23 protein-coding genes are annotated in these 26,554 nt (G+C 37.4%); 20 read left to right on the top strand and 3 right to left on the bottom strand.

Going from position 1 to position 26,554, the window contains the following annotated elements:
• Window positions 1-51: 51 nt before the first annotated feature.
• The 19 genes from QFZ78_RS18185 to QFZ78_RS18095 all read left to right on the top strand — a co-directional run bounded on the left by QFZ78_RS18185 (window position 52) and on the right by QFZ78_RS18095 (window position 20,196).
• Window positions 52-837: a hypothetical protein gene (locus tag QFZ78_RS18185; protein ID WP_307549657.1), complete on the top strand. Its 786-nt coding sequence runs from the start codon at window positions 52-54 to the stop codon at window positions 835-837.
• Window positions 837-1,106, top strand: coding sequence for a PqqD family protein (locus tag QFZ78_RS18180; RefSeq protein WP_171641716.1), 270 nt, complete (start codon window positions 837-839; stop codon window positions 1,104-1,106). The genes QFZ78_RS18185 and QFZ78_RS18180 overlap by 1 nt, the downstream gene beginning before the upstream one ends.
• Window positions 1,107-1,179: 73 nt before the next feature.
• On the top strand, window positions 1,180-1,548 hold the full coding sequence (locus QFZ78_RS18175; protein WP_307549654.1) for a signal peptidase I: 369 nt from the start codon (window positions 1,180-1,182) through the stop codon (window positions 1,546-1,548).
• Between the two features lie 20 nt (window positions 1,549-1,568).
• Window positions 1,569-3,392 (top strand): ABC transporter ATP-binding protein, encoded by a 1,824-nt coding sequence (locus QFZ78_RS18170; RefSeq protein ID WP_307549652.1) that lies wholly within the window; start codon window positions 1,569-1,571, stop codon window positions 3,390-3,392.
• Window positions 3,361-4,401, top strand: a complete 1,041-nt coding sequence (locus QFZ78_RS18165) for a nucleotidyltransferase domain-containing protein (RefSeq protein WP_307549650.1) — start codon at window positions 3,361-3,363, stop codon at window positions 4,399-4,401. Before QFZ78_RS18170 ends, QFZ78_RS18165 begins: the two co-directional genes overlap by 32 nt.
• Window positions 4,402-4,579: 178 nt before the next feature.
• Window positions 4,580-6,520 carry an asparagine synthase-related protein gene (locus tag QFZ78_RS18160; protein ID WP_307549649.1) on the top strand — a complete coding sequence of 647 codons (1,941 nt, stop codon included), beginning with the start codon at window positions 4,580-4,582 and terminating at the stop codon, window positions 6,518-6,520.
• A gap of 14 nt (window positions 6,521-6,534) precedes the next feature.
• On the top strand, window positions 6,535-6,672 hold the full coding sequence (locus tag QFZ78_RS18155) for a paeninodin family lasso peptide (protein ID WP_307549646.1): 138 nt from the start codon (window positions 6,535-6,537) through the stop codon (window positions 6,670-6,672).
• 104 nt (window positions 6,673-6,776) lie between these two features.
• Window positions 6,777-7,703: a phosphoenolpyruvate carboxykinase (ATP) gene (locus QFZ78_RS18150; RefSeq protein WP_307549644.1), complete on the top strand. Its 927-nt coding sequence runs from the start codon at window positions 6,777-6,779 to the stop codon at window positions 7,701-7,703.
• Entirely contained in the window at window positions 7,700-7,993 is a 294-nt protein-coding gene (locus QFZ78_RS18145; RefSeq protein ID WP_373460469.1) for a lasso peptide biosynthesis PqqD family chaperone, read from the top strand. Before QFZ78_RS18150 ends, QFZ78_RS18145 begins: the two co-directional genes overlap by 4 nt.
• A 42-nt stretch (window positions 7,994-8,035) precedes the next feature.
• Window positions 8,036-8,497, top strand: a complete 462-nt coding sequence (locus QFZ78_RS18140; protein WP_307549640.1) for a lasso peptide biosynthesis B2 protein — start codon at window positions 8,036-8,038, stop codon at window positions 8,495-8,497.
• Between the two features lie 12 nt (window positions 8,498-8,509).
• Complete coding sequence (locus QFZ78_RS18135) at window positions 8,510-9,697, top strand: nucleotidyltransferase domain-containing protein (protein ID WP_307549639.1); 1,188 nt, start codon at window positions 8,510-8,512, stop codon at window positions 9,695-9,697.
• A gap of 11 nt (window positions 9,698-9,708) precedes the next feature.
• Entirely contained in the window at window positions 9,709-11,517 is a 1,809-nt protein-coding gene (locus QFZ78_RS18130) for an ABC transporter ATP-binding protein (protein ID WP_307549638.1), read from the top strand.
• A gap of 175 nt (window positions 11,518-11,692) precedes the next feature.
• Entirely contained in the window at window positions 11,693-12,415 is a 723-nt protein-coding gene (locus tag QFZ78_RS18125) for a glycosyltransferase family 32 protein (protein ID WP_307549637.1), read from the top strand.
• Complete coding sequence (locus QFZ78_RS18120; protein WP_307549636.1) at window positions 12,412-13,014, top strand: acyltransferase; 603 nt, start codon at window positions 12,412-12,414, stop codon at window positions 13,012-13,014. Before QFZ78_RS18125 ends, QFZ78_RS18120 begins: the two co-directional genes overlap by 4 nt.
• The gene (locus QFZ78_RS18115; protein WP_307549635.1) at window positions 13,007-14,206 is read left to right on the top strand and encodes a glycosyltransferase; all 1,200 of its coding nucleotides are present in this window, start codon (window positions 13,007-13,009) and stop codon (window positions 14,204-14,206) included. The genes QFZ78_RS18120 and QFZ78_RS18115 overlap by 8 nt, the downstream gene beginning before the upstream one ends.
• A gap of 14 nt (window positions 14,207-14,220) precedes the next feature.
• Complete coding sequence (locus QFZ78_RS18110) at window positions 14,221-15,189, top strand: polysaccharide pyruvyl transferase family protein (RefSeq protein WP_307549634.1); 969 nt, start codon at window positions 14,221-14,223, stop codon at window positions 15,187-15,189.
• A 16-nt stretch (window positions 15,190-15,205) separates the two neighbouring features.
• Window positions 15,206-16,474 (top strand): peptidase, encoded by a 1,269-nt coding sequence (locus QFZ78_RS18105; RefSeq protein ID WP_307549632.1) that lies wholly within the window; start codon window positions 15,206-15,208, stop codon window positions 16,472-16,474.
• A gap of 10 nt (window positions 16,475-16,484) precedes the next feature.
• Window positions 16,485-18,035, top strand: a complete 1,551-nt coding sequence (locus QFZ78_RS18100; RefSeq protein WP_307549630.1) for a lipopolysaccharide biosynthesis protein — start codon at window positions 16,485-16,487, stop codon at window positions 18,033-18,035.
• A gap of 79 nt (window positions 18,036-18,114) precedes the next feature.
• A complete protein-coding gene (locus QFZ78_RS18095; protein ID WP_307549628.1) occupies window positions 18,115-20,196 on the top strand; it encodes a right-handed parallel beta-helix repeat-containing protein in 2,082 nt (693 codons plus the stop codon).
• Between the two features lie 157 nt (window positions 20,197-20,353).
• Here QFZ78_RS18095 and QFZ78_RS18090 read toward each other — a convergent pair whose 3' ends face one another.
• A complete protein-coding gene (locus QFZ78_RS18090) occupies window positions 20,354-22,510 on the bottom strand; it encodes a right-handed parallel beta-helix repeat-containing protein (RefSeq protein ID WP_307549627.1) in 2,157 nt (718 codons plus the stop codon).
• 434 nt (window positions 22,511-22,944) lie between these two features.
• Here QFZ78_RS18090 and QFZ78_RS38580 point away from each other — a divergent pair, with 434 nt between their 5' ends.
• On the top strand, window positions 22,945-23,376 hold the full coding sequence (locus QFZ78_RS38580) for an acyltransferase family protein (protein ID WP_373461044.1): 432 nt from the start codon (window positions 22,945-22,947) through the stop codon (window positions 23,374-23,376).
• Between the two features lie 750 nt (window positions 23,377-24,126).
• Here the strand turns inward: QFZ78_RS38580 and QFZ78_RS18085 are convergent.
• A complete protein-coding gene (locus QFZ78_RS18085) occupies window positions 24,127-25,425 on the bottom strand; it encodes a protoporphyrinogen/coproporphyrinogen oxidase (protein ID WP_307549626.1) in 1,299 nt (432 codons plus the stop codon).
• 7 nt (window positions 25,426-25,432) lie between these two features.
• Entirely contained in the window at window positions 25,433-26,545 is a 1,113-nt protein-coding gene (locus tag QFZ78_RS18080) for a glycosyltransferase family 4 protein (RefSeq protein WP_307549624.1), read from the bottom strand.
• Between the last annotated feature and the right edge of the window lie 9 nt (window positions 26,546-26,554).

Genomic DNA, 26,554 nt, shown 5'->3' with positions numbered 1-26,554 from the left:
TGGTGATAGGCTATTGACCTCGAATTTCAATTCGACCCCAGGGGATGAAGCATGGAACTCTTTTATACACAAATTGGTGAGCATGTCATTCATTTGATTTGTCAATCTGAAGCATTAATGGGCATCATACGTAAGAACTTCCAAGCTGCGGATCCGATCGTAAGTAAACCCGATCTCGTTATTTATATCAAAGGGGGATATGGGATTCCCTTTGTTGATTATTACGTCGAAATTACCAAAGAAGTCGATAGCATCTCCTTCCGCAGGGCTGATTATTTGATCGAAGCAGAATTGGACTATCGTTACGCTGTTATTTCCGTAAACAATGAATTGGCTTTAAAGCATGCCTTAATGAATATGTACAGCTCCTATGTGGTTCATCACAAGTGGGGACTGTTAATTCATTCTTCCTGCGTCATGGATAAGGGAAGAGCGTATCTGTTTGCAGGCCATTCCGGTGCTGGTAAATCTACCGCAGCTAAACTGTCAATGCCTCGTAACCTTCTTTCCGATGAAGCAACTGTTGTCAAAATTACGCCGGATAAGGTGACCATCTTTAACTCCCCATTTCGAAGTGAGCTGGACAGAACAACAGGCGCTGAAGAAAATAGTCCGCTAGCCGGGATTTATTTATTGAATCAGGCCGTCGATAATCACATCGTTCCGCTTAGCAAGTCGAGTGGATTCCTTCATCTCATGGATAAAGTGTTTTATTGGTCTCACAGCCCTGAAGAAATCAGGGATATCCTTCAATTGTTGCAGCAATTGGTCAACTCGGTCTCGATTTGCGAGCTGCATTTTCAAAAAAACGATACATTTTGGGAGTTGATTTCGTAATGACCCAGTACCTTCGGATGAATGATTATGAGTCTATTCAACTGGATATGGAATGGATTATTTTGAACACAGATGAGTATAACTTAACGAAGTTAAATGGAGTGGGCGGATTTTGCTGGTCATTGCTTGGTGCAGCTCAGACGGTAAGCTCCCTCAGCGAAGCAATTCGGAAGGAGTATGAATCCGTCGACGAAACGGTTGAAGAAGATATTGAAGCGTTCTTGAACGATATGATTGGACGCGGCTTGGTTCAATATGCAGTTTCGTAAGGAATTCCTACAGCTTATTACTCATGTAATGGAAAAGAGAGGATGGATCGAGCTTCCGGCTCGAGGAACGAGTATGTATCCTTTTATCAAGAAGGGGGATATTTGCCGTTTTGTATCCACTGAGGCTGCAAACATAAAGAAAGGCGATATCATCTTATTTCATACACCTCATGGTAACTTAGTCGCCCATCGTTTTTGCCGATTGGTAACTAGGAACGAGCGGTTGCATTACCTTTGTAAGGGAGATACCAACTTAGCGCATGATGAGGCTATTGCATTGGATCAGCTGATTGGCAAGATGATCTGGATTAGGCGAAATGAGCGGATCATCCATGTAACGAATCTAGCCGCTTATGTTTGGGGCCAAACCGTCCTCTCATTCCCCGTGATATCGCTAATGTTAAGAGTTTATTTAAATCGAAGAGAAAGCACGCAAGTGTAGACTTTCTGTGGAGTGTCCATATGACAGGAATAATTCGAAGGTACCTACTTGCCGTTAGAGAATATATAACTTTCAAAGACATTAAGAAAACTTACACCTTACTGACTCCATATATGCTGCAGCATTGGAAGGCGTATGCAATTCTCTTTTTCTTGTTATTCGTTGATATCACCCTAACGTTGGCCTATTCGTGGTTCTTTGGAAACCTAACGGACGCTGCTATTCAAAGTAACTTCGCACGTATGAAATGGTTAATTCCCATTGGAGTTAGCTTTGTTATCCTTAGTATTTCTTCGACTTATCTGAATACTGTTTTTGAAACCATTGCAACAAATGCTGTGAAGAGGGATTTTTCCGTACACTTATTTAAACATATATTGCTTTTATCTGGAAAGGATATTTCCAACCACCATTCTGGTGAGCTCATGTCTCACTTTTCCAATGATATTCATAGCATTAACGGTGTTATTGGCAGAAGCCTAATTGACCTTATAAGACTCCCCTTTATTTATCTAGCTGTTTTGATTTATTTGATGCAAATTAGTTGGAAATTAGCGCTCATATGCGTACTAGTCGCTCCGATTGCTATGCTATTTAGTGTTATCTTTGGTTTATTACTCCGTAACAATGGCAGATTGGTTCATAACCTGATAGGACATATTAGTTCCCTTCTAAATGAAACATTTCATGGGTTGCAAGTCATTCGATCTTTTACCATGGAGAAATCAATATTTGCGAAATATGTTAGTAAAAATCAAGAACTCTATACCCTAGAGTTAAGGAATGCAAAACTGCGTGGATGGTTTTATGTAGGTGGTCACGCTGTTTCTACGATAACTTTTCTTGTAAGCCTCTGCATGGGTTCGTATTACGTCTCATTAGGTTTAATATCAGTAGGTTCCTTGCTAATTTTTGTTAATCTGGTTAACCATTTGGTTTATCCAATGACAGAGCTCGCTGGGCAATGGGCAGGCTTTCAAAGATCTGCTTCAGCTATGGAAAGAATACTCAAAATCTTGGAGCAGCCAACAGAATCAACTGATTTACCGTTAGCCGTCCAGTCTAGGCCATTGGTGAAGTCTATTCAGTTTCAGGACATAACGTTTAGCTATGATGGACATACCAACATTTTTGACCATTTAAATTTGCAGATTCCGGCCGGAAAGGTCGTTGCCATAGTCGGTTTGAGCGGGGCAGGGAAAACGACATTATTTAATCTGCTCTTAGCATTCTACAAACCGCAATTAGGTAAGATCTTCATTGATGATCGTTCTAGTGAAGCATTCTCGCCTTCCGAATTAAGGAGTTTATTTGCCCATGTTTCTCAAGAAACCTTTCTATTTGGCGGTACGATAAGGGAAAACCTGCTATTAGCTCGAGAGGGTATTACGGATGCAGAGATGATGCAGGCTGCAACGATTGCCAACATCCATCCTTACATCATATCTCTTCCTCATGGCTATGACACTGAAATTGGGGAGAGAGGGGTAAGGCTGTCCGGTGGACAAAAACAGCGCATGGCTATTGCCCGCGCAGTGTTAAAAAATGCTCCGATCCTCTTGCTGGATGAGGCTACCTCCGCCTTGGACAATGAGACTGAGCATCAAGTAAAGGAGGCCCTGCATCGATTAATGGTTGGCCGAACAACGCTTATCATTGCCCATCGATTATCGACTGTTCAGAACGCTGATTTAATCATTGTCATGGACAAAGGGAAAATCGTCCAAACAGGACGTCATAACGATTTATTGCTGGAGAATGGACTGTATAACAGTTTATATCGGAAGGGATTTCAGAAAGGGGGAGAGATCGTTGATCATTACTATGATACAAGCGTTATATGATCCACGAATTTCTATGCCCCAGGAGATGGAGTTCTATGAAAAAGCACTTGAGGATATTGAATTTTTTGATATATCCCCGCAGATTTATTGGTTATTAAATCAGCGGGGACAATTGGTGCAAATGCCGTCGTTTTTTCAGGAAAGGTTAAAACAAAAATATAATGGTGCCTTATATCAAAATATGTTTATCCGAAGTCAAACGAAAATAATATTAGAAAAACTTGAAGACGCTGGGATTCAGACTATCCCCCTTAAAGGTACAATATTTGCTGAAAAGTATTTTGGACACTTAGGAGCTAGATGTACGTCCGATATAGATCTTTTAGTGCATCCTTTTGAACTGGAAAGAGCCGTAAGTTGTGTGAAATCACTGGGGTATATAGAGCAGGAACGGATCCCTTCTCATTTCCACTGGAGCTTCAGTAAGGAAATACCTAGCAGCGCTGTTCCTCTGACCATTGAGCTTCACTGGGATTTACTGAAGGAAAAAACATCGGATTTAAATATTGATGAGTTCTGGGAGCAAGCCACAGCCATGGGATCATACCGGTATATCAAGGAATTATCAGATTACCATACGTTTTATATGATTTGTTTGCATGGTTGGAGGCATAATTTATGTTCTCTTAAATATTTTTTGGATATCATCCAGTTGATACATATCCTGCAGGACAATATTGACTACACCCGTTTACTGAAGGACGCTGCTGCCCACAAAACCCTGAGAAGGACCGTCAGGACATTAGCGATTGTCTACCATCATTTTCCTCATCTAGCAGAAAGTAAAGAGCTGCCAGGTGAATGGAAGGTTCGTCTATGGTGGGAGTACAGCTCTTTTAGAGTTAATAAGAGGTCTTTTAAGAGTTATGTGAATTGGATTTATTATCATATTTTTGATTTTGACACGGTCAGACATACTTTGACAGCACTATTTGATTTTACCTATAGCGTAACGAATAGGACGTATTCGGGTAAAATTAAAAAGATGCAAGAGGCAGTTGACAGTTAAGATATTAGATGATATTCTGAGGTTGTTCTCGATAAAGAACGAAGTCGGAGAATGTAAATGAAGTGTTTACATGAGGATGTAAATAAATAGTAGTAAATTAATGAATATTAACGTTCTTTAATGAGAACAGTAAAAGGGTGAGATTCCCTTTTATCAGATAGAAATGTGGAGGAAACGTATGAGTGCAATAGCCGGAATCTTTCACCTAGATCAAGAGCCTGTGCATGCTGAACATGGCCATATATTGATGCAAGGATTTGCAAAGTATCCTTCAGATGATGTTCAGACATGGCAGCAAGGCAAAGTTTTCCTGGGCTGCTATGCACAGTGGATTACACCCGAATCGGTCGGTGAACGAAATCCTTATTATGATTCTGAAAGACGGCTGGCCATTACAGCAGACGCTATCATCGATAATCGTGATGAATTGTTCCAGCTGCTTCAAATAGATCGAGACCAGAAAGTAACGATCAAGGATAGTGAGTTGATTTTACTTGCTTATGTGAAATGGGGAGTGGATGCCCCGAAGTATCTAATAGGTGACTTCGCCTTTATGATTTGGGATGAACGTAAGCAGTCACTTTTTGGAGCTAGGGACTTTTCAGGAACTAGAACGTTATATTTTCACAAATCAGCAGATCGATTTGCCTTTAGCACAATTATTGAGCCCTTACTTGCTTTGCCTGAAATCGCAAAAAAACTCAATGAAGATTGGATTGCACAGTTTCTGGCCATTCCTTTGACAGTTGATGCGATAGATTGCTCAGCAACTGTATATGAAAATATAGAGCAAGTACCGCCATCTCATTCAATATCTGTAATAGATGGAAGGGTAACGTTCTCTAAGTACAACACATCTGTTGCAGGGGAGACTTTGAAGCTTAAATCAAACGAAGAGTACGAAGAAGCATTTCGTGATGTTTTTCAAAAAGCAGTAACGTCTAGACTGCGTACTCATCGACAGGTGGGTGCTCATCTAAGTGGGGGGCTTGATTCTGGTTCTGTTGCAAGCTTTGCCGCTAAAGCCCTGCGGAATGAGAATAAATTATTACATACCTACAGTTATATACCTGTTGACGATTTTAAGGATGATTGGACACCTAGGAGTAGATTTGCTGATGAAAGACCTTATATTCGCTCTACGGTTGAACATGTCGGCAATATCAAGGATAACTATCTGGATTTCAAAGGACTTAGTCCCTTATCGGAAATTGATAACTGGCTTGAAACGATGGAGATGCCCTATAAATTTTTTGAGAATTCCTTTTGGCTAAAGGGGATCTATGAGAAAGCCCAGGAGCAGGGTATTGGTGTTCTTTTAAATGGTCAGAGAGGGAATTGGACCATATCTTGGGGACCGGCCATAGACTATCAAGCTATTCTAATGAAAAAGTTGAAATGGATCCAACTGTACAAAGAAGTAAAGCATTTTAGTGTGAATATGGGTGTAGGTAGGAAAAGAATTCTATCCCTAGTAGGAAAGAAAGCATTCCCAAATTTAATGCGAAATTCTCCTTCCAAGGACAATGAAGTATTTCCAAAGTTAATTAACCCCCAATTTGCCAAAAAGACAAATATTGATGAATTGATAGAGAAGCATGGGTTTAATCGGACCGATTACTCAAGCCAAAGCGCCTATGATATAAGAAATAATCAGTTCGAGCAGCTTTACTATTGGGGTTTAAACGGTACCATAGGAACCAAATTATCATTACGTTATTCCTTATGGGAACGTGACCCAACCAATGATTTAAGAGTTGCTCGCTTCTGCTTGTCTGTGCCAGACGAACAATTTGTTCAAAACGGCGTAGACAGATCTTTAATAAGAAGGGCAACAGTTAACCATTTACCCGATAAGGTTAGATTAAATCAACAATCCAGAGGTGTTCAAGGCGCTGATGGTGTTCACCGGATGGCTCCTTCATGGCCTGCTTTTATTCATGAAATCGAGCAGAATATCAAGGACCCAAGGATAGCGGAATACCTGAATATGGAAGAGATCAAGTCAGCGCTTTCCAAAATTAAGGAAGCTGCGAAACCGGAGTATGTTTACGAATTTGGTTTTAGAATATTAATGCGCAGCATCATTTTTTCTCGCTTTATAAAAAACTTTAATTGAGAGGGGGTGAGAAAATGCAAAATCAAGCTAAAAAAGAATGGAATATCCCGACTTTAGAAGTACTTGATGTGAAAATGACTATGGCTGGACCAGGAATTGCAATTCCGGATGGCGTTCAACCGGACCCGACAGAGGTAATTCATCACAGCTAGTTTTTACATAATTTAGTACTGCCTACCTACTGCCCTTATACTGTTACAGGTATAAGGGCTTTCATTAGAATTATTCATGTATCTCAGTATATGGAGTGAAAATAATGACTCAAACAATAAATAGGGTTATATACCGAGCTTTCGGTTTAAATATTGTTAGTGAATTTAAACTGTCGGAATTAACGATAAATAACAATCAGAATGAGTGTATAGATGTTGTAATAAATAAAGCAGACTTATCAGAGCGATGGAATCAACTGGCGAAAGCCGATGATCTGTATGTGACTAGTAAAAATTTATTTATGTTCCATATCAAAGATACAGCCATTTTCTGTGTGCAAGATGGGGGAATCATAACGGTTTCACCTGTGCATGGTGCAGATGAGGCTAAGATTCGCTTATTTGTACTGGGTACATGTATGGGCAGCCTATTAATGCAGCGAAAGGTACTTCCTCTGCATGGCAGCGCTATTGCTATTGATGGGAAAGTTTATGCTTTCGTAGGTCATTCCGGAGCAGGGAAATCGACTCTTGCTTCAGCCTTCATTGGCCAAGATTATCGACTGCTTAGCGATGATGTCATTGCTGTAACGTTCTCTCCAGATCATATACCTATGGTGATGCCTGCCTATCCACAACAAAAGCTGTGGCAGGAAAGCTTAACGGAATTCGGAATGGAGACAAGCCGCTACCGATCCATATTCGACAGAGAAACAAAGTACCTTGTTCCGGTTTCTGATCATTTCGTAACGAAGCCGTTGCCTCTAGCAGGCGTGTTCGAACTAAGTAAGACGGATGGCAGCGATACCGAGATTGTACCAATGAAAGGTCTTGCGCGGCTGCATGCTTTATTTTGCCATACATTCCGGAGTTCTCTTCTAGGGAGATTTGAATTAATGGATTGGCACTTTAAAACAACGGTGAGCATTTCGGATCAGATTGAGATGTATCAATTACGTCGGCCGAGCTCTGGGTTTACGGCTCCCCAGCTAGTGTCCCTGGTTCTGAATACTTTAAAAAAGGAGAAATAATCATGTTAAAGAATACCATTCCGTTAGATGTACAGATTGTTCAAGGCGAAGGAAACATTGTTAGTGATATGGACGGGGAAAAAGTCATGCTGAACATTGCCAACGGGAAGTACTACAATCTTGGTCAGATTGGTGGTTATATATGGGAGTTAATGAGTGCTCCTATCTCGGTGGAGCAATTGGTGACAGCTTTAATGAAAGAATTTGATGTCGAACAAGATGTGTGTGAAGAACAGACCAAGTTATTCTTAAATCATTTATTAGATGAGAAGATCATTCATCTCTGTTAAGTACTTTAGTTGCGGGTTCAAGCTTTGAGTCGTGGGAGGATAGTGAGTGCCATGAATAAGTTGAAAGTTTTTTTCTCATTAGATATAAGAACCATATTGTTACTAGCAGAGGCTTTGTTCTTCTTAGGATGGGCACGTATTCTTGTCTATCTGCCATTCTCTAAAGTGGCTCCCTCGTTAGGAATTCCCATGCAAGAAACCTCCATTACGGAAGTAGAGAGGAATCGGATAGTTCTCAAGCATATAGCAAGTGCGATTGATATTATGAGTAGACATACGCTCTGGGAAAGCAAATGCCTAGTTAGGGCGATAGCTGGTATGAAGATGCTCAAACGACGTGATATCGAGAGTACGTTGTATCTGGGAACCTCTAAGGATAAGTTGACCAAAATGATTGCACACGCATGGCTACGTAGTGGCCATTTTTATGTTACAGGGAAGGAAGGGATGGATCGATTTACCGTTGTTGCCAAATTCGCCAAACAAATAAACGCCAATAGATAAGGGAGTTAAGCAATGAACAAAGAACTAAGCTTAGATGCAACCGTCTTGCCCAAGGAATTGAATATAATCCTGTCGTTCATCAAAAGCGAGAGTGAAGGAAGCTTATGTTCTTTTGATGCTGACGTTTTTACCGGAATAAATTGGAGTTTATTCTTGGAATTAATTCGACATCACCGGATAAATCCATACATCTATAAACAAATAAAACGAATAGATAAAGCCTATATTCCAGTCTATGTATCAGAAGAATTACGACGCGATTATCAACAAAATACATTTCGTATGCTGCGCTTAAGTGCAGAGATGGAGCAGCTTAGTAAATTACTTTCAAATCACAATATCGAAGTACTGTTCTTGAAAGGACCTGCACTTGCTGCAGACCTTTATGGTGATATATCGAAGCGTACCTGCAGTGATTTAGATATTCTTATATCTATAGATAACTTAGATAGAGCCCATGATCTCTTAGTTGCACTTGATTATGTCAAAGATGATTATTTCTCAACCGTATTGAATGACTGGAAATGGAGACATCACCATGTCACATACATGCATTCTCAGAAAAATACAAAAATCGAAATACATTGGAAACTGAACCCAGGCCTTTCTTACGAGCCAACTTTTGCAGAATTGTGGGAGAGAAGAAAGAAGAGCTCAATAGCCAGCTTTCCCGTGTACATGTTAGGATATGAGGATTTGTTTATGTTTCTAGCTTCCCATGGTGCGCGTCACGGCTGGTCAAGACTACGCTGGCTAGTAGATATCGACCGTATCGTAAGGCATCCTATGAACTGGGAGAAGGAAATCGTTTGCTTAAAAAAATATCAAATGGCCCACGTTGGGGGGCAAGCTCTTGTCTTAGCCTCTAATTTATTAGCTACTCCATTGACCAAAGAAATGAATACACTGATCGAGGGGAAGCGCCCTGTTCATTTAGCACATGCAGCGTTATTTTATATGAAACAAATGATTCACTTGCACAGAGAGCCTCTACCTGATGATGTAGCAAGGTATCACAAACGTCACTTATTTTCCTTAATGTCTAATCAGCTAAAAGTGTTACATATATTAAGCTTTCTGTATCCTTACCCCATGGATGTAGAGTTACTACCCTTACCAAAGAACCTCCATTTCTTGTATTTTCCCTTAAGGCCTTTTATGTGGCTTTGGAGAAAAACTAGGAGGCACTCATGGTCATAGGAGGAATTTAAATGGAGCAAATTCTGCACTTTACTAAAAAGCTATATGCTTTTTCGGGGAAAATATTGGTTGTTAACATTCTTGGCATGGTATTTATTAGTTTAATTGAAGGTGTGGGCGTTCTTTTAGTACTTCCGATCCTTAGCGTAAGCGGCATTGCTAATTTTGAGACAGGAATTCCACTGGTTTCGGTGATGATTAAGTATCTTCAAGATTTACCAAAGGCACTAAGCTTACCGCTCGTTCTATGTTTATTCGTTATTTTAGCAATAGGTCAAAACTGGCTGCTGCGAACTTTAACGATTCGAGATACCATCATCCAACAGAAATTCGTTCGACACTTACGACTGGAAACCTATACGAATTTGCTGCAGTCAAATTGGAGTTTTTTCGTAAACCATAGAAAATCAGATCTCATTAATTTACTAACTTCCGAACTAACAAGAGTGGGTTTTGGAACAACCTTAGTGCTGCAACTAGTAGCCTCTCTGATTTTCACGCTAATCCAGATAGGTATAGCATTCTGGCTATCCCCAGTCATGACAACTTTTGTATTAACGTTTGGCATCATTCTAACTTTGTTTTCACGTAAATTTATTAAAAGAGCGAAATCGCTTGGCGGCCAAACCTCACAGTTATCCCAAAACTTTCTTGCGGGTATATCCGATCAAATGGCCGGTATGAAAGATATTAAAAGTAATTCATTGGAAGAATCATGGCTGCGTTGGTATCGATCGTTAACCCAAAATTTAGTGAACGAACAAGTCGAATACATCAAGCTAAGGTCATCTTCCCAGCTTTTTTATAAAGTTGCTTCTTCAGTATTAATCGCTGTTTTTGTTTATCTTTCCGTCACCATCTTTCAGAGTAAAGTGGAGCAGCTGTTACTAATCTTCGTTATATTTTCCCGATTGTGGCCTCGCTTTACAGGCATACAGACGCACATGGAGCAAATCGCTTCAACCATTCCTGCCTTTAAGGCAATCATCAAATTGCAGCAAGAATGCGTACGTCTGAAGGAATTTTATACGGAGAACAATCAAGAGAACAAGACCTATCAACCGATTGAAATTAAAACGCACATTGAGTGCAGGAACGTATCCTTTCGATATAATCAAAATGAACAGAACTATGCACTTAAAGACATAAATATCCATATACCATCTAGGAAGATGACAGCAATAGTGGGGCGTTCTGGAGCAGGGAAAAGCACATTAATTGATGTTATTATGGGTCTTATTGAACCCCAAAAGGGTCAGATTTGTATTGATGGGCAGCCTATTTCAAACGAAAAGGTATATGCACTAAGGCAATCCATTAGTTATGTACCACAAGATCCATTTCTTTTCAATGGCAGTATAAAAGATAACCTTCTGATGATTGATCCTAACGCAACCGAGGAACAAATCTGGGAAGCCCTGGAGTTTGCCGCATCCGCGGAATTCGTTAGCAAGCTGCCTGAGGGCCTCGACACATTGATTGGTGATAGAGGAATCCGGTTATCTGGTGGAGAACGGCAGCGTCTCGTGTTGGCCCGAGCCATATTGCGTAAACCATCTATCCTCATATTGGATGAGGCGACGAGCGCACTAGATAGGGAGAATGAAGCGAAAATCCAAGAGGCGTTGGAGCGATTGCAGGGTAGGTTGACCATGATCGTCATTGCCCATCGCATGTCGACCATTCGCAAGGCTGACCAAGTCATTGTCATCGATCAAGGGCAGATTATTCAAAAGGGAGAATATGACCAGTTAGCTGAAGAGCGCGAGGGACTATTTTCTAATTTGTTAGGCAATCAAATAGGTGCTGTAAATTCATAGTATCTGAAGCTGGTGTGGTGTAAAAGGATATGGATTGTGTAAACGTTCTCTATTGACGCACAATCATGTTGACATGTTCTTTATAAAGAACTATTATTAAGGATAGATAGATGTTCTTAATAAAGAATTTTGAATTTATTTGAGATGTGCGTCATCGGGCGAGGGAGATCATGAAATGAAAATTCCTAAGATCATTCACTATTGCTGGTTTGGCGGGAAAGAAAAGCCCGACATCGTGAAGCGATGTATAGCAAGCTGGCATAACCATCTAACTGGCTATCAATTCATAGAGTGGAATGAAAACAACTTTGATATCAGCAGTAATTCATATGTAAAAGAGGCGTACGGAGCGGGCAAATTTGCGTTCGTCAGCGACTATGCGAGAGTGTACGCGCTCTATCACTATGGTGGTATTTATTTAGACACCGATGTGGAAGTGTTCAAAGCCTTTGATGATTTGTTACATCACGAATCATTCTGGGGATTTGAGCAAGAGAACTATATCGCGACCAGTACGATCGGAGCCGCGAAAGAAAATAAGCTGATCAAGGTATTTATGGATTCCTATCATACAAAGAGCTTCATCCTTGCTGATGGAACTTTTGATTCGCTAACCAATGTTGCGATGATAACGAAGATATTAGGCGATTGGGGGGTTACCCCCAATGGCAGCTATCAAGACATAGAGGGTGTTGGAACCTTTTATCCGCAAACGTATTTCTCCCCTTATGACTACATTAACTGCCGAACATTTAGGACAGAAAATACGTATGCTATGCATCATTTTTATAAGAGTTGGTTGCCACCTAAGGCGCGATGGAAAGGGCAGATGAAGTTGCTGCTGGCAAGGGTCATTGGTGGACATAATATAGCAAGAATAAGAGGGTTCTTGAGATGAAACTATTAAGAAAAGTCATGTCTACGCTTATTGCGGAAAGCCGCGGCAGGGGAATCTATCATACGATAATTATGAATATTTCACATGTAATAGGAATCATGAGAGCTTGTATGAATAAGCTTATTTACTTTAATAATATTGAATCCTCGATCTTCTTTCTTCAAGCAAACAGCAGAATAGAAGCATTTAATAAGCATGCCAAAATCCATATTGGGAAGTTTGTGTTTATCAGGAAAAATGCGAGTATTAGAGTCGATCATTACGGCAAACTCCATATTGGCGATAAAGTGTTTATAAATGATAACTGTAACATTAATTGTGTACATAAGATTTCTATTGGTAAATACACCAAAATAGCTCCGAATGTAAGCATCAATGACCATGATCATAATTTCAAGCATTCAACAGATGATCACCTTATTAAGGGAGAAGTCATGATAGGGGAAAATGTGTGGATCGGCTCTAATGTTGTCATTTTAAGAGATACGTTCATCGGGGATAACGCTGTAATCGCAGCAGGAAGCGTTGTGAAGGGGAATGTTCCCGCTAATACTTTATTCTTAAATAAAAGGGAAAAGAGCTATATTCAATATGCATAAAAATAAAATCTTGATTACGGTTTTCGATATGGAAATTGGCGGGATTGAAAGAAGCTTAATCAACATGCTCGAGAGTTTCGACTATGATAAATATGATGTAGATTTATTCATTTGTCATCATTCTGGTGACTTCTTAAGCTTAATCCCTGAGAAAGTTAACCTTCTTCCACAAATACCTGCGTATACCGTATTCCGTAAATCCATGCGCCAATGTTTACAGGAAGGGCAAGTCTCAGCAGTCTTGATTCGAATATTGGCTAAAGTCATTTCCCGTGTGAAGGCGAAATCAAGACAACTGAAAGAGGGATCGGGCTATATCCAAATGCAGCTTGTGCCTAAATACATGTCGTATGTGTTGCCGAACTGGGAGAAGAAGTACGATTTAGCAATCAGTTATGCGTGGCCGCATGATCTTGTAGCGAGTAAAGTGAGCGCGCGTAAGAAGATCGCTTGGATTCATACCGATTACAGCGAATTAGAGATTGATAATGAGATCGACTTGGCTGTCTGGAAAAAGTATGATGTGATCGCCTCGATTTCTGATGCAGTAACGGATGCCTTTATCCAAACGTATCCCACCCTAGCAAACAAGATCCAGCTCATCGAGAATATTACTTCGCCGGCGTTCATTCGAAAAATGGCAAACAATGATATTCAGATAAATGAAAGATATCAGGATGCCTTTACCATTGTGTCTGTTGGAAGACTGTCTTATGTTAAGGGTTTTGATATGGCTGTCAAGGCGTTGAGGTTGTTACATAATAAAGGATTCACCCAAATAAAGTGGTTAGTCGTAGGATATGGCGGTTACGAGGATGAACTTAAACAGTTAATTACAGATAACAAGTTAGAAGACAGCTTTATTTTACTAGGTAAAAAGATAAATCCATATCCTTATATAAAGGCATGCGACTTATATGTCCAGCCCTCTAGGTATGAAGGCAAAGCAGTTACAGTAACAGAGGCGAAAATATTAGGTAAGCCGATATTAATTACCAATTATCCAACTGCGAGCAGTCAGATTGAAGATGGGATTGAGGGTTTAATTTGCGGATTGAGTGTTGAAGGCATAGCAGATGGGATAGAGAGGTTCTATAAGAATTCTGAGCTTAGGGAAGAGTTGGCAGTTACCTGTGATAATACAGACTATAACAACAGTTATGAATTAACCAAATTATATAGGATTATATAGGAGGAATTATATTTATGGAAAATGTATTGCTGCTAGACACATCGGTAGGATCTCTGAATAAGGGTGATGAAATCATCATGAAGTGCGCACGACGTCAGTTATCAGAAATAAATAAAAACAACTTTGTTATGACTTTACCGACACATGTTCCCGCTTTTCATTGGTATCAAGTTGTTAGAAGATCATATGCTCAAAATTTTTATAAAGATGCTAAGTATAAATTTGTTTGTGGTACTAATTTGTTGACAATGGACATGTTTAATCGTTTCCCTCAGTGGAATATCAATTTATTTAACTGTGAGCCTTTACGTAATAGTATTTTGGTTGGCGTTGGTGCGGGTAGAGGAGAGCAGATTAGTAATTATACGAAGAAGCTTTACAAAAAAGTTTTATCCCATAAGTATATTCATAGTGTTAGAGATGAAAGAACAAAACGATTCATGGAAGATATGGGCTTCAAAGTACTCAACACAGGCTGTCCGACAATGTGGTCTTTGACACCAGAATTGTGCAAAGAAATTCCAACAGGAAAATCAGAGTCAGTAATATTTACACTTACAGACTATTCAAGGGATATTGAAAGGGATCAAAAGTTAATCAATATTCTTAACGCAAATTATAAAAATGTTTATTTCTGGCTGCAAGGCTCTGGAGACTATAAATATTTCAAGACCTTAGACAACATTCAAAGAATTAATATCATACCTCCTTCAGTAGAAGCGTATGAAAATATGTTATCAATGGATATTGATTACGTGGGAACACGCTTGCACGCTGGTATATTCGCGATGGGACATAAGAAACGTTCAATCATTATTTCAATCGATGAAAGGGCACGCGGGATGGACGAAACTTACAACTTGAATGTATTAGAAAGAAAAGATATTAATAAACTTGAAGAAATGATCCACTCTAAAATTATTACTAATGTAAATGTGAATTATGAAGTCGTTAATAAGTGGTTGGCACAATTTCAAGTTTGAAATGGGGGTTAAACAAATGAAAAAGATAATCCTTAATAAAATTGTCGTAAATCAAAATAGAGTAGACTACTTCTTTACCATCGAGGGGAATCTTCAGAAATATTTTAACAGAAAAAATCATATGTTTCTTGAATACAATTATGATATATCAGAGATTCCAAATGCCATCTTAACCATTCCATTTGTTGCAAATGTTATGCCCCTAATGTGGATTACAGATTCAACATTAATTGTAGACCATTTGGACAAGTCATTTTATGTTTGTTTAATCGATGTGAAAGATGCTTATCAAAAGATGTTCCCGAATATAGCACTCAAAGGTCAACTGATTGTAGATAAAATTGAGGAACATATCTACACTCCAGTGCGTGAAGCTGCTTCACTATTTAGTGGAGGACTTGACGCTGTAACTACTTTTATACGTATAAAAGATAAAAAACCGTTATTAATTACTGAGTACGGTTGGCATGGTGATGAGATACAAGAAAGCGAAGTTTGGAATGCTGACAAAGAAAATGCAATTTCTTTTGCAGAACAATATGGATTGGAAAACATTCTTATTCAATCCAATTATGGAACATTTATTCATGCACAAGCAATTGATTATGACTATCATAAAAGATTGGGAGACAGCTGGTGGCATGGGTTACACCATGGCTTGGCCATAATTTCTGCTGGAATTCCCATAGCCTTTAAACTTAAAATTGAATGCATTTACATAGCAAGTTCAAATTCTCCACTGTTCCAAGTTGCTTGTGCATCAGATCCTACTGTCGATAACCAAATAAGATATGCCTCCGGGAAGGTTAACCATGATGGTTATGAACTGACTAGGCAGGATAAGGTTAAGGTTTTGGTTGATTATTATTATGCAGCTAAAGAACCTGTCCAAATAAGGGTCTGTTTTAAAAATAAAGAAAATTGCTGTAGTTGTGAGAAATGCCTAAGAACCATTTTAAGTATAGTGGCTGAAGGCAAAGATCCCAATGACTTTGGATTTAATGTACCAGATAATTTATCTGTACATGTTAAATCATTCTTGGAAAAAGAAGTTAAATATTTTACACATACTATTATTACGATTTATTGGAAAATCATCCAAAATACAATGAGAGAAAATAAAAACAGAATTGAACATAAGGATCTGCTGGATTGGTTCATGGATTACGATTTTGCAACAGAACGTAAGAAAGCTTTATTAAGATATCGGTTAACCCAATTTGTGCCCATAATTAACCGGAGAATTTCAACAAAAATTAATCGAATTTTTGCAAAAACAAATTGAAAGAGAACTTATGAGAATAAAAAACTCCCTGAGAAATATGATATTTGGTCTTTCGGGCCAGATCATTAGCGCCATTATGGGCTTCGTTGTAAGGACAGTCTTTATTTCAACACTTGGAATCGAATATTTGGGTGTTAACGGTCTTTTCACAAATATATTACTTCTTCTTTCAGTTGCAAATTTGGGATTTGATACAGCAATCATCTATAACCTTTATAAACCGTTGGCAGAAGGAGATCAACGAAAAATTCAAGGTTTCATGAATTTGTACGAAAAGGCTTATAGAATAATAGGTTTAGTTATTTTAGTAGTAGGTTTATCTTTGATGCCCTTTCTTCCTTATTTAATGAACGGGGACACGACCATCCGTGAAATTAATCTTATATATATCTTATTCTTATTAAACTCAGTTTCATCTTATTTTCTAGTATACAAGCATTCTATTATCGTTGCTGATCAGCATAATCATATTATTTCGAAAATCCATACTAGCTTTACTATAATATCTAATCTTGCTCAATTACTTTTATTAGTGTCTACAAAAAACTTTATTTTGGTACTTTGCACACAAATTATAATCGGTATTTTGAAAAATATTTACATTGCTCGTAAAGCCAATCAATTATATCCCTATATCAGAACAAAAAATAACGTGAAGTTAACTGTTGAAGAAAAACAAAGTTTTTTTAAGAATATTTATTCTCTAATGTTATACAAAATTAGCGGTGTAGTGATAAATGGTACGGATAATGTCATTATCTCTACATTATTTGGGATATATTGGGTTGGTGTTTATTCCAATTATTTGCTAATTATAGCTACGATTAATACTTTTTTGAACCACATATTCTATTCTCTTACGGCAAGTGTAGGTAATTTAGTAGTAAAAGAAAATGAGGAACGAAAATACTTCATTTTCCGTGTCATGCAATTTTCGAATTTTTGGATATATGGTTTCTGTTCAATTTGCCTATGGAATTTGATTAACCCTACTATAATGTTGTGGCTGGGCGAACAGTTTGTAATGAATAAATTAATTGTTTTTGCAATCCTATTGGATTTTTATACAAGCGGGATGCAAAATACGACCACAACGTTCAGAGAAACAACTGGCTTATTTCAGAAAGGGAAATACCGTCCGGTTTTTGCGGCCATTATTAACATTGTAGTTTCAATCTTTCTGGCAAATAAAATTGGGATTGCCGGTGTTTTATTAGGTACAGTAATTAGTAGGTTGTGTACATATTTCTGGTATGACCCTTTTGTTATATTTAAATATGCATTTCACAAGCCATTGAAAATTTACTTTATAAGATATTGTGGTTTTGGGATCCTAGTATTAAGTATTGGATTTGTTATCAATTATATTGGTAATATAATGGAGGTTTATGGGCAAATTCACTTGATAATTAGGGTGATATTATGCCTTCTGGTTCCTAATATTTTATTCTTCTTCTTGTTTAGAAAGTTAGAAGAATTTGAGTATTTGTTTAAAATAGCTAACTCATTTTCGATTAGATTGCCTAACAAGCGATCTCAAAAGGAAGTAGGGCCTCAATAATAAAAATTCAAAAGCGAATAAAGAGTACAATCAATTCTATCTTATTTACATAGTATGTAAATAGTAGGAGGTGGGATTGATGGCAGGTTATGTTTTGGAATTAAGTCGATGGAATGTGAAAAACAATGGTACAGATGCAATAAATACTTCAAAGGGTATCAACGCAGCTATCATTTGGGCATCTCAACAAGGGTATGCAGAGATTGTGCTGCCTGGTGGGATCTATTTGATAGATGAGAATAATCCGGTCCAACCTCAAAGTTTTATGACGTTGAATTTGGGAGGCTCTACATTAAGAATTCAGGATAATGGTTTACAGAAATATTCGATCGTGAGTTATCAAAGTAATCAACAGTACTCTAAACTTACTAATGGCAAGATTGTAGGTGATAAGGATACACATGATTATACAACTATCCCCGGAACACATGAGGGAGGGTATGGAGTTGGAGTAGGAAGTTTTACACCAAAGGGTGGCGGCAGTAACATCCAATATATTTCTATGGATCATCTAGAAATTTTTAATTGTACTGGCGATGGCATCATTTTTGCAAGTACCTTTGGGCAAATTTCCCCAGTCCCTTTACAGTTCGCGGCTTCATTTGAACAAGGGGGAATTAATACTTCTAATGGTACTTTCACAGTAGATAGTAAAAGAATTCGATCTACTTTAAAGATCGATTTGGGGCAGTCTTTAATTAAGAAATACGGATATTTCGGGTTATATGGTAATGGTTACGGAGCGCTAGGATCTGAAATTACTACTAATCATTATGATGTCATTTTCTATAGAAGTGATAATACATTTCTGTATGCAGCAAATACAGTTCAATTTTTTGATGAGGTGGACGTACCTGTGGGAGCAGCTTATGCCAGGGTAGTTCTCCATCAAAGCGCAGTACCTTCTAGTAATGGAGTTTCCATAAATCTAAGAGTCCCGGAGTTTCCGAAGCATTGCCGTGTAGAACAATGCCAGATTCATCATTGTAGAAGACAGGGCATATCTATTTGTGGAGGTAAGCATCTCTATATCAACGAATGTGAAATCCATCATATTGCTGGTACGGATCCGCAAGGTGGAATTGACATTGAAGATGGATATGATTTAAACCAATTCATTCATATTGATGGAAATGATTTTCATGACAATACGGGTTATGATGTTGTAGTCGTTAATGGGAAATATATTTATATAACTAACAATCGAATAAATACGACTACAAAATATGCCTCACTTGGGCTGAACAGGGGAGTAGATAAGGCTATAGTAACAGGGAATACGATTTATAATGCTTTAGTTAGTCTTGAAGGAGAAGTGTTATTTACCAACAATCAATTATATGGTTCTCATTTGAGACTTGCAGGAGACACACAGTTACCTAGAGAGCTCAATGTTAGCCAGTGTATGTTTAATAATTGTTTGTTGACACTTGATAAAAGTACTCCATATCAAATCAAAATTGATGGCTGCAATTTCTTTAACGATATTCAAAAGACTAATTCATTTTATAATGCCAAATGGTGCAGTGTAACTTTCAGAAATCAGCCCCAGATTTTCTCTAATTGCGAATTTAGCGGGGATGATTATTACTATTTAAATTATATTATTAATGGTACTAACGGTGGCTGGATCTACGACAATGTTACATTCAAAAATATAAGTAAGCCTTTGAGTTTGCCTGGGGGAACTTATACGAACTGCAAATTTTATGGTAGCGGAGCTTTGTCACTAAATGGATCAAGTGTAAGTAGCTGGGAATACACCTTCAAGGAGTGTATGTTTAACGCTAACGTCACAGTGAATAATGTCAAAACCTTCAAACTATTGAATTGCTTTCTACAACAACAAGCTGGGACGGCAGTAAAGATTCAAAATGTCTCTGATCATGCGATTGTTAAAGGAAATATAATAAATTATCTGAATGCTACAACAGTAAATTCCATGATAAAAATAGAAGCCACGTTTACAGGTAGTTGGGTCGTAATTGAAGATAATATTATTTCATCCTTCATTAACCAAACGGGTATTGAGAATTTACTTTCTAGTAGCCAGCAAACTCAAATCATTATCAGAAATAACACATTGAAACATGCAATTCTTAAACTTAATGGCAGTGAACTTAATCGCTTTAACGTTATTGACGGAGTAATGAATCCATGAGATTGACCCCAAAAGCTATCTTTTGGGGTCAATTGTTTTATATGGTTGTAGTCCGCTCACAGAGTCGCGAGCGTTTTTTTGTTGCGTGTAAGTGGTTCCCAGCCCCTGCTGTGAGAAGGACTTAAGGTCATTGCAGCCGATAACTCGGTTTTTATTATTACTGCGTTAATTCTTTATTATCTATATTAATATCGTTAGACTTTAACTTTAATTTTGCTACTACGAGAATATTGTTGGAAATCGTATAGGCAGGTGCACCTGTTCCTGCGTCAATGGAGTGAATTCCATCTAAATCTTTATTTGTTTTTATTGTGCTATTTTTGATTGTAAAGGATTTAACTTGGGCTGGTTTGGTTGAGCCTCCAGGTGGTCCTATTTTGATAAATGGTTTACTTTTTAGTGTAAGATTGTTAGCAGTGAAGGTGCTGTTTAGAAATGATAACTGTTTTGCTCCTTGGATATAAATTGCAGCTGCGTAACCAATATCTTTTGAAATAGTAAAGTTAGAATTGTTGAAATTTGCATCTGGTTCTCCATACAAACTATCTAGTGTAAATATCTTACTTAAAGCATTAAAAGCGCAATTATTAAAAGTATATTTACCTGGTTGATTAAATACTAACCCAACAGTTTCAGTTGTTGTGGATGAAAAATTGCAATTATTATAAGTTCCTGCGGGGAATACTGTTCCATTGTAAGCATTAAAATCTTGAACAATTAAGTTATCATATATATTTTTATCATTTCCTTTGCCTCCAAGTGTCGAGAGTTTTGTCAATCCTTTTATTGTAATATTTGAGAGGTGAACAGGATTTTGGCCAACATTCAAAGATCTGTAAGAAGTTGTGTTGGTGTTGGTAATTGTAATATTGTCTACTTTTGATCCGAATGGCTCAGTGTTGTTCAAATTTAAAGTGCTATTAACTAAAGCCGCATTTGTGAATGTGTTACTTGTTGCACTCAGATCAACTTGCGAGTTACTGAATTTGTTCTGATCTGCAACTCCTGTTCCACCCATAGTAAAGTCAGCATTTTTAAATGTATTATATTTAATCGTTGTATTTGGGAATGCCTTCCAGATATGAAAACCCCTTTTACTTTCAAATAAATTATCAGTAATTGAAGCAGTGTCTCCATCAGCAAAAACGATATCTCCACCTGTATTATTGTAAAAGTGATTATTTTTTATAATAAGATTATTATTGGGGTAAAATCCTGCAGCTTCTGAGTCAATTCCAAATTGGGGAGCAGTCCCTTTGATATCATGAAATTTACTATTGCTAATTTCGATTCCATCTACTCCAAAAATTGAAATTCCTTGCCTTCTATTGAATGCTGATTCTGAGTTTTTTATTATTACGTTTCTAGATACATCATTACTAAAAAATTTAACGAAAAAATTATTAAGGTCATTAGAACTAAAAACAGGGTAAAATGTGTCAGCGCCTACTGGGATTTGAACTAGGTCAACTCCAAATCTGACTTGTTTAACTGAAGACAAATATTTACCATTACTATAATAATAAACATCATATTTATTACTATTAACACCTAGTGGTTGCTCAAAAGCAAAGTATTTTCGTCCTTCAAATTTTGGACTTGTAAAGTCTAGGGCAATCTTACTTCTAACTTTTGATGTGGAATTAATAAAGTTGCCCATATTATCGATATCTCCATAAACATAGCTTTTACCATCGAAGTTAGCTATTCCACGGTTAGAGCCACTAATTGTAATGCCATCTCCAGTGAAATCGACTGTTCTAACGCCATCTATCGTTAAATTGTATGCACCCTCTGAGATTATTCCCATACCGAATTCATGGGTTCCATAGCTATAAGATTGGTCTTTCCCACTGAAATTATGTGATTGTTTATCCCCTTGATAAGTTCCACCTTTTAGAGTTACATTATTTACTCCATAGCCAATGTAAATTGTATGATAACCCTCAAACCCATTAGTTTCTTTTTGAATAATCGTTGATTCATCAAGTAAGAATGTCATATTGCTTACCATGTTTATTTGCGCTTGAGGATCATTTGGTCTATTTCCTTTACTAATTAAATATTTGCCAGTAGGCACTTTAAAGATTCGATATCCTTGACTATGAGCCCATTGCAATGCTTTGTTTATTCCATTTGTCGTTTCGATTGGATGTGTTCCGTCACTATAAATATTCCAGCGAGAAAGTTCTAAGTTGTAAGTTGTGGGCACTGCTGTTTGTGTTGAAGCTTCTTCAGAGGGAGCTGCCCCAACATGTAAAGATTGAAAAGTAAGTATGAAAAATATTAGTATTCCGAATGCTTTTGAAGTCATTTTCTTACCATCCTTTTGGCAGTTATTTATATTCTTGTAACATTGTACACTAAAAATAGGGAAATATATTGAAAGAAGTCATAAAATGGATTATAAAAAATATTGATATTCTATTTCTTGAATGTTTTAAAAAGAGAAGGGTAGATTTGTCTATAAAATAGGCGATTAAAGCCTATGATAATTCACGAATAAGTTCTTTAACTCTCCACACGAGGCGAGTGCTTATTTTATAGCCCATCAAACCGCATTTAAAGGGTGAAATGACCCTTTGCGCAGAGGTTGAGGAAACAGGGGGGGGGGGAGACCTGATGGTCTGTCCTTATCGTTTCACTTTTTAAGTGCGGTTTAAAACTCTCCATGAGTGATTCCATTGAACAAACCTAAACGCGAGAAGAAGCCCAAGCAGCTCCGTGCAGCAGAGAAGGCAATATTCGTTGTTCTTTATACGAAAAACTTTGTTCTTGAGTAAACTATCCTTAAACTTAGTTAAGAATGATAGTCAGGCATCGCGGGTTTTAGATTTATTAAGATTTTTGTCTGACCTAATTGTATTCCTTTTCCACTTCTATGTTCCTTTACCCGGTTCTCAAGCTGTTATGGTATTCTTTGTATTAAGTGGGTACTTTATTTCTTCGAGTATTTTAAAAGCAATTTCAGAAAACAGGTGGAGCTGGTCTGACTATTTATTAAGAAGAGTAACAAGACTATGGATAGTTCTTTTACCAGCCCTGCTACTCACATATGTCATTGCAAAAATACAACTTGGACTATTCGGAGAAGAATTAAGTCCGCCAAACCTAAAGATTTCTAACTTTATAAACCCGGAGTTGTTTTTTGGAATTTTTTTTTTATGCAAGGAATTTTAGTGAAAGTACCATTTGGTTTAAATGGACCACTTTGGAGTTTAACGTATGAATTTTGGTACTACATGTTATTCCCTTGTCTAGTTTTAATATTTCGTTCGAGAAAAAAAGCAAAAAAATAATTTATCTTCTTTTATCAATCGCCATTTCAATGGCTTCCTCCTTTAATGTGTTCCACGCACCTTCATTCCTATAACCTTCGTTTCTGCTAATCTAAATTGCCCAAAAGATGACGGTATTGACTGCCCCAAGATTGCCAGATATAATGACCGAGACGTTATGTCTAAGAAAGGTGAGATCCATTGCAAGCAGCTTTCGGCGTAAAACACACAGGCTAAAAAGTAACGTAGCAGGCTGGCTGAACAGAGCTGTCCGCCTCATCATCAATGTAAACCTTTGGATGACAGACCCGTTCTGCATTCATGACTGCGATCATCTGAAATACGAGTCGGGACAGAGGAATACCAAAATCTATGTGAGCAAACAGGGATATCCGAGCGCACTTTGCGCAGCTACCTGGCTCATTATAGTAAAGGACAATTTAGTACATAAAATTTGAAAGTATCAAATTTTACTAACTGGGATATATTCTTAGGCAATTATTTTTTTGAAAGGTATATTGACAGAAAAACGCCTGTTTGAGCAAATGCCCAAGCAGGCTGCTAAATTTATTATCACGATTCAACATCCACCCAATCATCCATTCAACAAAGCTGTTCAAGCTCGCTTAATATGAGGTCTTTCAGCCACCACTCAGTTTACTTTTGCGACTAAGGATTGCGACAATTCTCTTGTATTAGTTAAGTCACGCAAATTTAGTTTATTTGCTAAATCCCATGCCTGCTGCATATCCTCATGTTGGCTTGACCAATGCCAGCTCCCATATCTTCCAATACTATAGATTCCAACGCTCTCTAAATAATGATGAATTATTGTAGTCTTTGAAGTATCAGGAAGGCAATAATTTTGATCAAGATAAATGACTTTACTAGTCACTATCTCATCTGTATTACGGATAAATCCTATGTCAATGAGTTCCTTAATTACTTTGGGCACTATTGCTAATGCTTCCTCTTTATTACTAAAAAATAATGGTGAGCACTCAACATACATAGAACAATATCCCATAGGTGCTAGGGAAGGTTCAACATTACTATAGAAACCCACACGATAAAAATGTAAATTTGTATCGGGAAAATAAACCCAACTCTTATCACCTTGCAGTTGAGTTTTTTTAACCCCAAGATTCAAAATCATACCTTTGCTAGTTTTTAATTGTTGCGATAAGTCTAAAATATTGTCATCTGCATCAGTAATGATGCCAATTAATGAAGTTAATGGCATGGTTGACACAATGGTGTCCCATGAATTTTCTTCATTATTAATGATCATAGTCTTATTTTTTAAATTGATAGAATTGACCTTTTTTTTATAGTTAATTTTTAAATTATCAGCTAAAAAAGCTGGAATGCCCCTCGCGCCTATATCTCCCTTGGGATATAGAAAATCACCGTTATACCCAGTGATGTTTGTAGAGGTTCGAACATTACGGATTGTTTCAAATTTTCCAACACCAATCTCAGATAGATCGTTGACACCGTACATTTTTGAATTGTAATTTTTAAAGAATGATTGATATAATGTCAAACCATAGGAATGCAGCATTTCATCGTAGTTGTTGTATTCATGGTAAAAATTTACATTCTGAAGTTCCTGTTTTACATTATTTACGAATTTTTTATCGGAGTGCCCAATATAACTCTGCTGAATAGGGAATTCGAAAAAATGTTCGTGTAAGTAAACAAACGCCTTACGAGTATGCGCTTGTACCTCTAGACCTTTTAAGATGCTTAAAACTGCAGGTGTACTTTTATAATGGAACCAGTGACCACCTATATCAAATCCAAAAGTTCCAACGTTTGTTTCCACTTTATAAGATAGAGCCTTCCCTCCCAGACTCTCGCATGATTCAAGTATGTTTACTTCTTCACTGAATGCCTTTGCAAATGATAATCCAGTCACTCCTGCTCCAATAACATGAATAGTCATCATTCCCACCCTATTCTAAGCCTATATTTTTTTTGATGAAATGGTTTACCTTGCGGACATCGTATTTTCTAACAGCGATTTCTCGACTCTTTATTCCCATAATCGGAATAATACTAGGGTTAATAATAAATTTCTCCATTGCCATAGCAAGTGCTTCACAATCTTTTGCAGGAATCAAAAAACCATTTACGTTATTTTGAACCGTTTCCCTACAACCTGGGCAATCAGTAGTGACGACCGGTAATCCCATTGCCATTGCTTCTAATGTGGATTTAGGTGTGCCTTCACGATAAGAGGGTAAAACAAACACACTTGAATCAGCAATAAATGGACGCACATCTGTTGTTTCACCCAGATATTCTATTACTCCTTGATTTACCCATTCATGTATGATTTCTTTTTTTATTGAACTTGGATTTTTAACAAATGGACCGAGAATTTTAAATTTAATTTGAGGATATTTTTGCTTAAGTATCTTAGCAGCTTCTATAAATTCAAGGATCCCCTTGTCAAATATAATCCTTGAAATAACTAGGAATGATATCGGATTTACTTTAGGGGGCGAGTATGTAAATTTATTTATATCTACGCCAGACCCATTTACAATTACTGCTTCATTTTCCTTGCCAAGTAATCGAAGGGATTTAAATAAAGATAGGTCATCAGGGTTTTCAAAAAATACTTTGTTACTATATTTTAATGAAAACTTGTATAGTATTTTCACAATAGTTAGAAGAATTTTATGTAAAAACGTATTCCCAATAAAAACGTACCCTATTCCTGTTACGAACGAGAACGTACTTTTTACTTTTGCCAACCGTGAGGCATATGTCCCATAAAGGATGGGCTTTAATGAGTAACACATGACTAAATGAGGTTCTATACTCTTTAGTCTTTTAACCAACATGTATAAAGAGTAAATATCATAAAATATATTTAACCCAGTGTTATTGAGCGGGGTTTTTATTAATTTGACTCCAATAGCAGCAAGTTCCTCATGAAAACTATCATCCGGCGCTAAAGCTGTTATTTCATTACCTTCATTTATTAAGCTTTTTAGTAGGTCCCAACTAAAATTAATATAGTACTTAGAATATGGAACAATAAATACAATTTTGGCCATAATTCCTCC

Source organism: Paenibacillus sp. V4I5, assembly GCF_030817255.1.
In the GTDB taxonomy this organism is placed as follows: domain Bacteria; phylum Bacillota; class Bacilli; order Paenibacillales; family NBRC-103111; genus Paenibacillus_E.
This window is presented reverse-complemented; position numbering and strand designations above follow the sequence as displayed.

What these genes read in the sequence shown, in the direction of transcription:
- QFZ78_RS18120 (WP_307549636.1), top strand. Translation starts at nt 12,412, where the DNA reads ATGAAACTATTAAGAAAAGTCATGTCTACGCTTATTGCGGAAAGCCGC.
- QFZ78_RS18160 (WP_307549649.1), top strand. Translation starts at nt 4,580, where the DNA reads ATGAGTGCAATAGCCGGAATCTTTCACCTAGATCAAGAGCCTGTGCAT.
- QFZ78_RS18155 (WP_307549646.1), top strand. Translation starts at nt 6,535, where the DNA reads ATGCAAAATCAAGCTAAAAAAGAATGGAATATCCCGACTTTAGAAGTA.
- QFZ78_RS18125 (WP_307549637.1), top strand. Translation starts at nt 11,693, where the DNA reads ATGAAAATTCCTAAGATCATTCACTATTGCTGGTTTGGCGGGAAAGAA.
- QFZ78_RS18185 (WP_307549657.1), top strand. Translation starts at nt 52, where the DNA reads ATGGAACTCTTTTATACACAAATTGGTGAGCATGTCATTCATTTGATT.
- QFZ78_RS18180 (WP_171641716.1), top strand. Translation starts at nt 837, where the DNA reads ATGACCCAGTACCTTCGGATGAATGATTATGAGTCTATTCAACTGGAT.
- QFZ78_RS18085 (WP_307549626.1), bottom strand. Translation starts at nt 25,425, where the DNA reads ATGATGACTATTCATGTTATTGGAGCAGGAGTGACTGGATTATCATTT.
- QFZ78_RS18105 (WP_307549632.1), top strand. Translation starts at nt 15,206, where the DNA reads ATGAAAAAGATAATCCTTAATAAAATTGTCGTAAATCAAAATAGAGTA.
- QFZ78_RS18100 (WP_307549630.1), top strand. Translation starts at nt 16,485, where the DNA reads ATGAGAATAAAAAACTCCCTGAGAAATATGATATTTGGTCTTTCGGGC.
- QFZ78_RS18130 (WP_307549638.1), top strand. Translation starts at nt 9,709, where the DNA reads ATGGAGCAAATTCTGCACTTTACTAAAAAGCTATATGCTTTTTCGGGG.
- QFZ78_RS18095 (WP_307549628.1), top strand. Translation starts at nt 18,115, where the DNA reads ATGGCAGGTTATGTTTTGGAATTAAGTCGATGGAATGTGAAAAACAAT.
- QFZ78_RS18115 (WP_307549635.1), top strand. Translation starts at nt 13,007, where the DNA reads ATGCATAAAAATAAAATCTTGATTACGGTTTTCGATATGGAAATTGGC.
- QFZ78_RS18090 (WP_307549627.1), bottom strand. Translation starts at nt 22,510, where the DNA reads ATGACTTCAAAAGCATTCGGAATACTAATATTTTTCATACTTACTTTT.
- QFZ78_RS18080 (WP_307549624.1), bottom strand. Translation starts at nt 26,545, where the DNA reads ATGGCCAAAATTGTATTTATTGTTCCATATTCTAAGTACTATATTAAT.
- QFZ78_RS18135 (WP_307549639.1), top strand. Translation starts at nt 8,510, where the DNA reads ATGAACAAAGAACTAAGCTTAGATGCAACCGTCTTGCCCAAGGAATTG.
- QFZ78_RS18110 (WP_307549634.1), top strand. Translation starts at nt 14,221, where the DNA reads ATGGAAAATGTATTGCTGCTAGACACATCGGTAGGATCTCTGAATAAG.
- QFZ78_RS18175 (WP_307549654.1), top strand. Translation starts at nt 1,180, where the DNA reads ATGTATCCTTTTATCAAGAAGGGGGATATTTGCCGTTTTGTATCCACT.
- QFZ78_RS18170 (WP_307549652.1), top strand. Translation starts at nt 1,569, where the DNA reads ATGACAGGAATAATTCGAAGGTACCTACTTGCCGTTAGAGAATATATA.
- QFZ78_RS18150 (WP_307549644.1), top strand. Translation starts at nt 6,777, where the DNA reads ATGACTCAAACAATAAATAGGGTTATATACCGAGCTTTCGGTTTAAAT.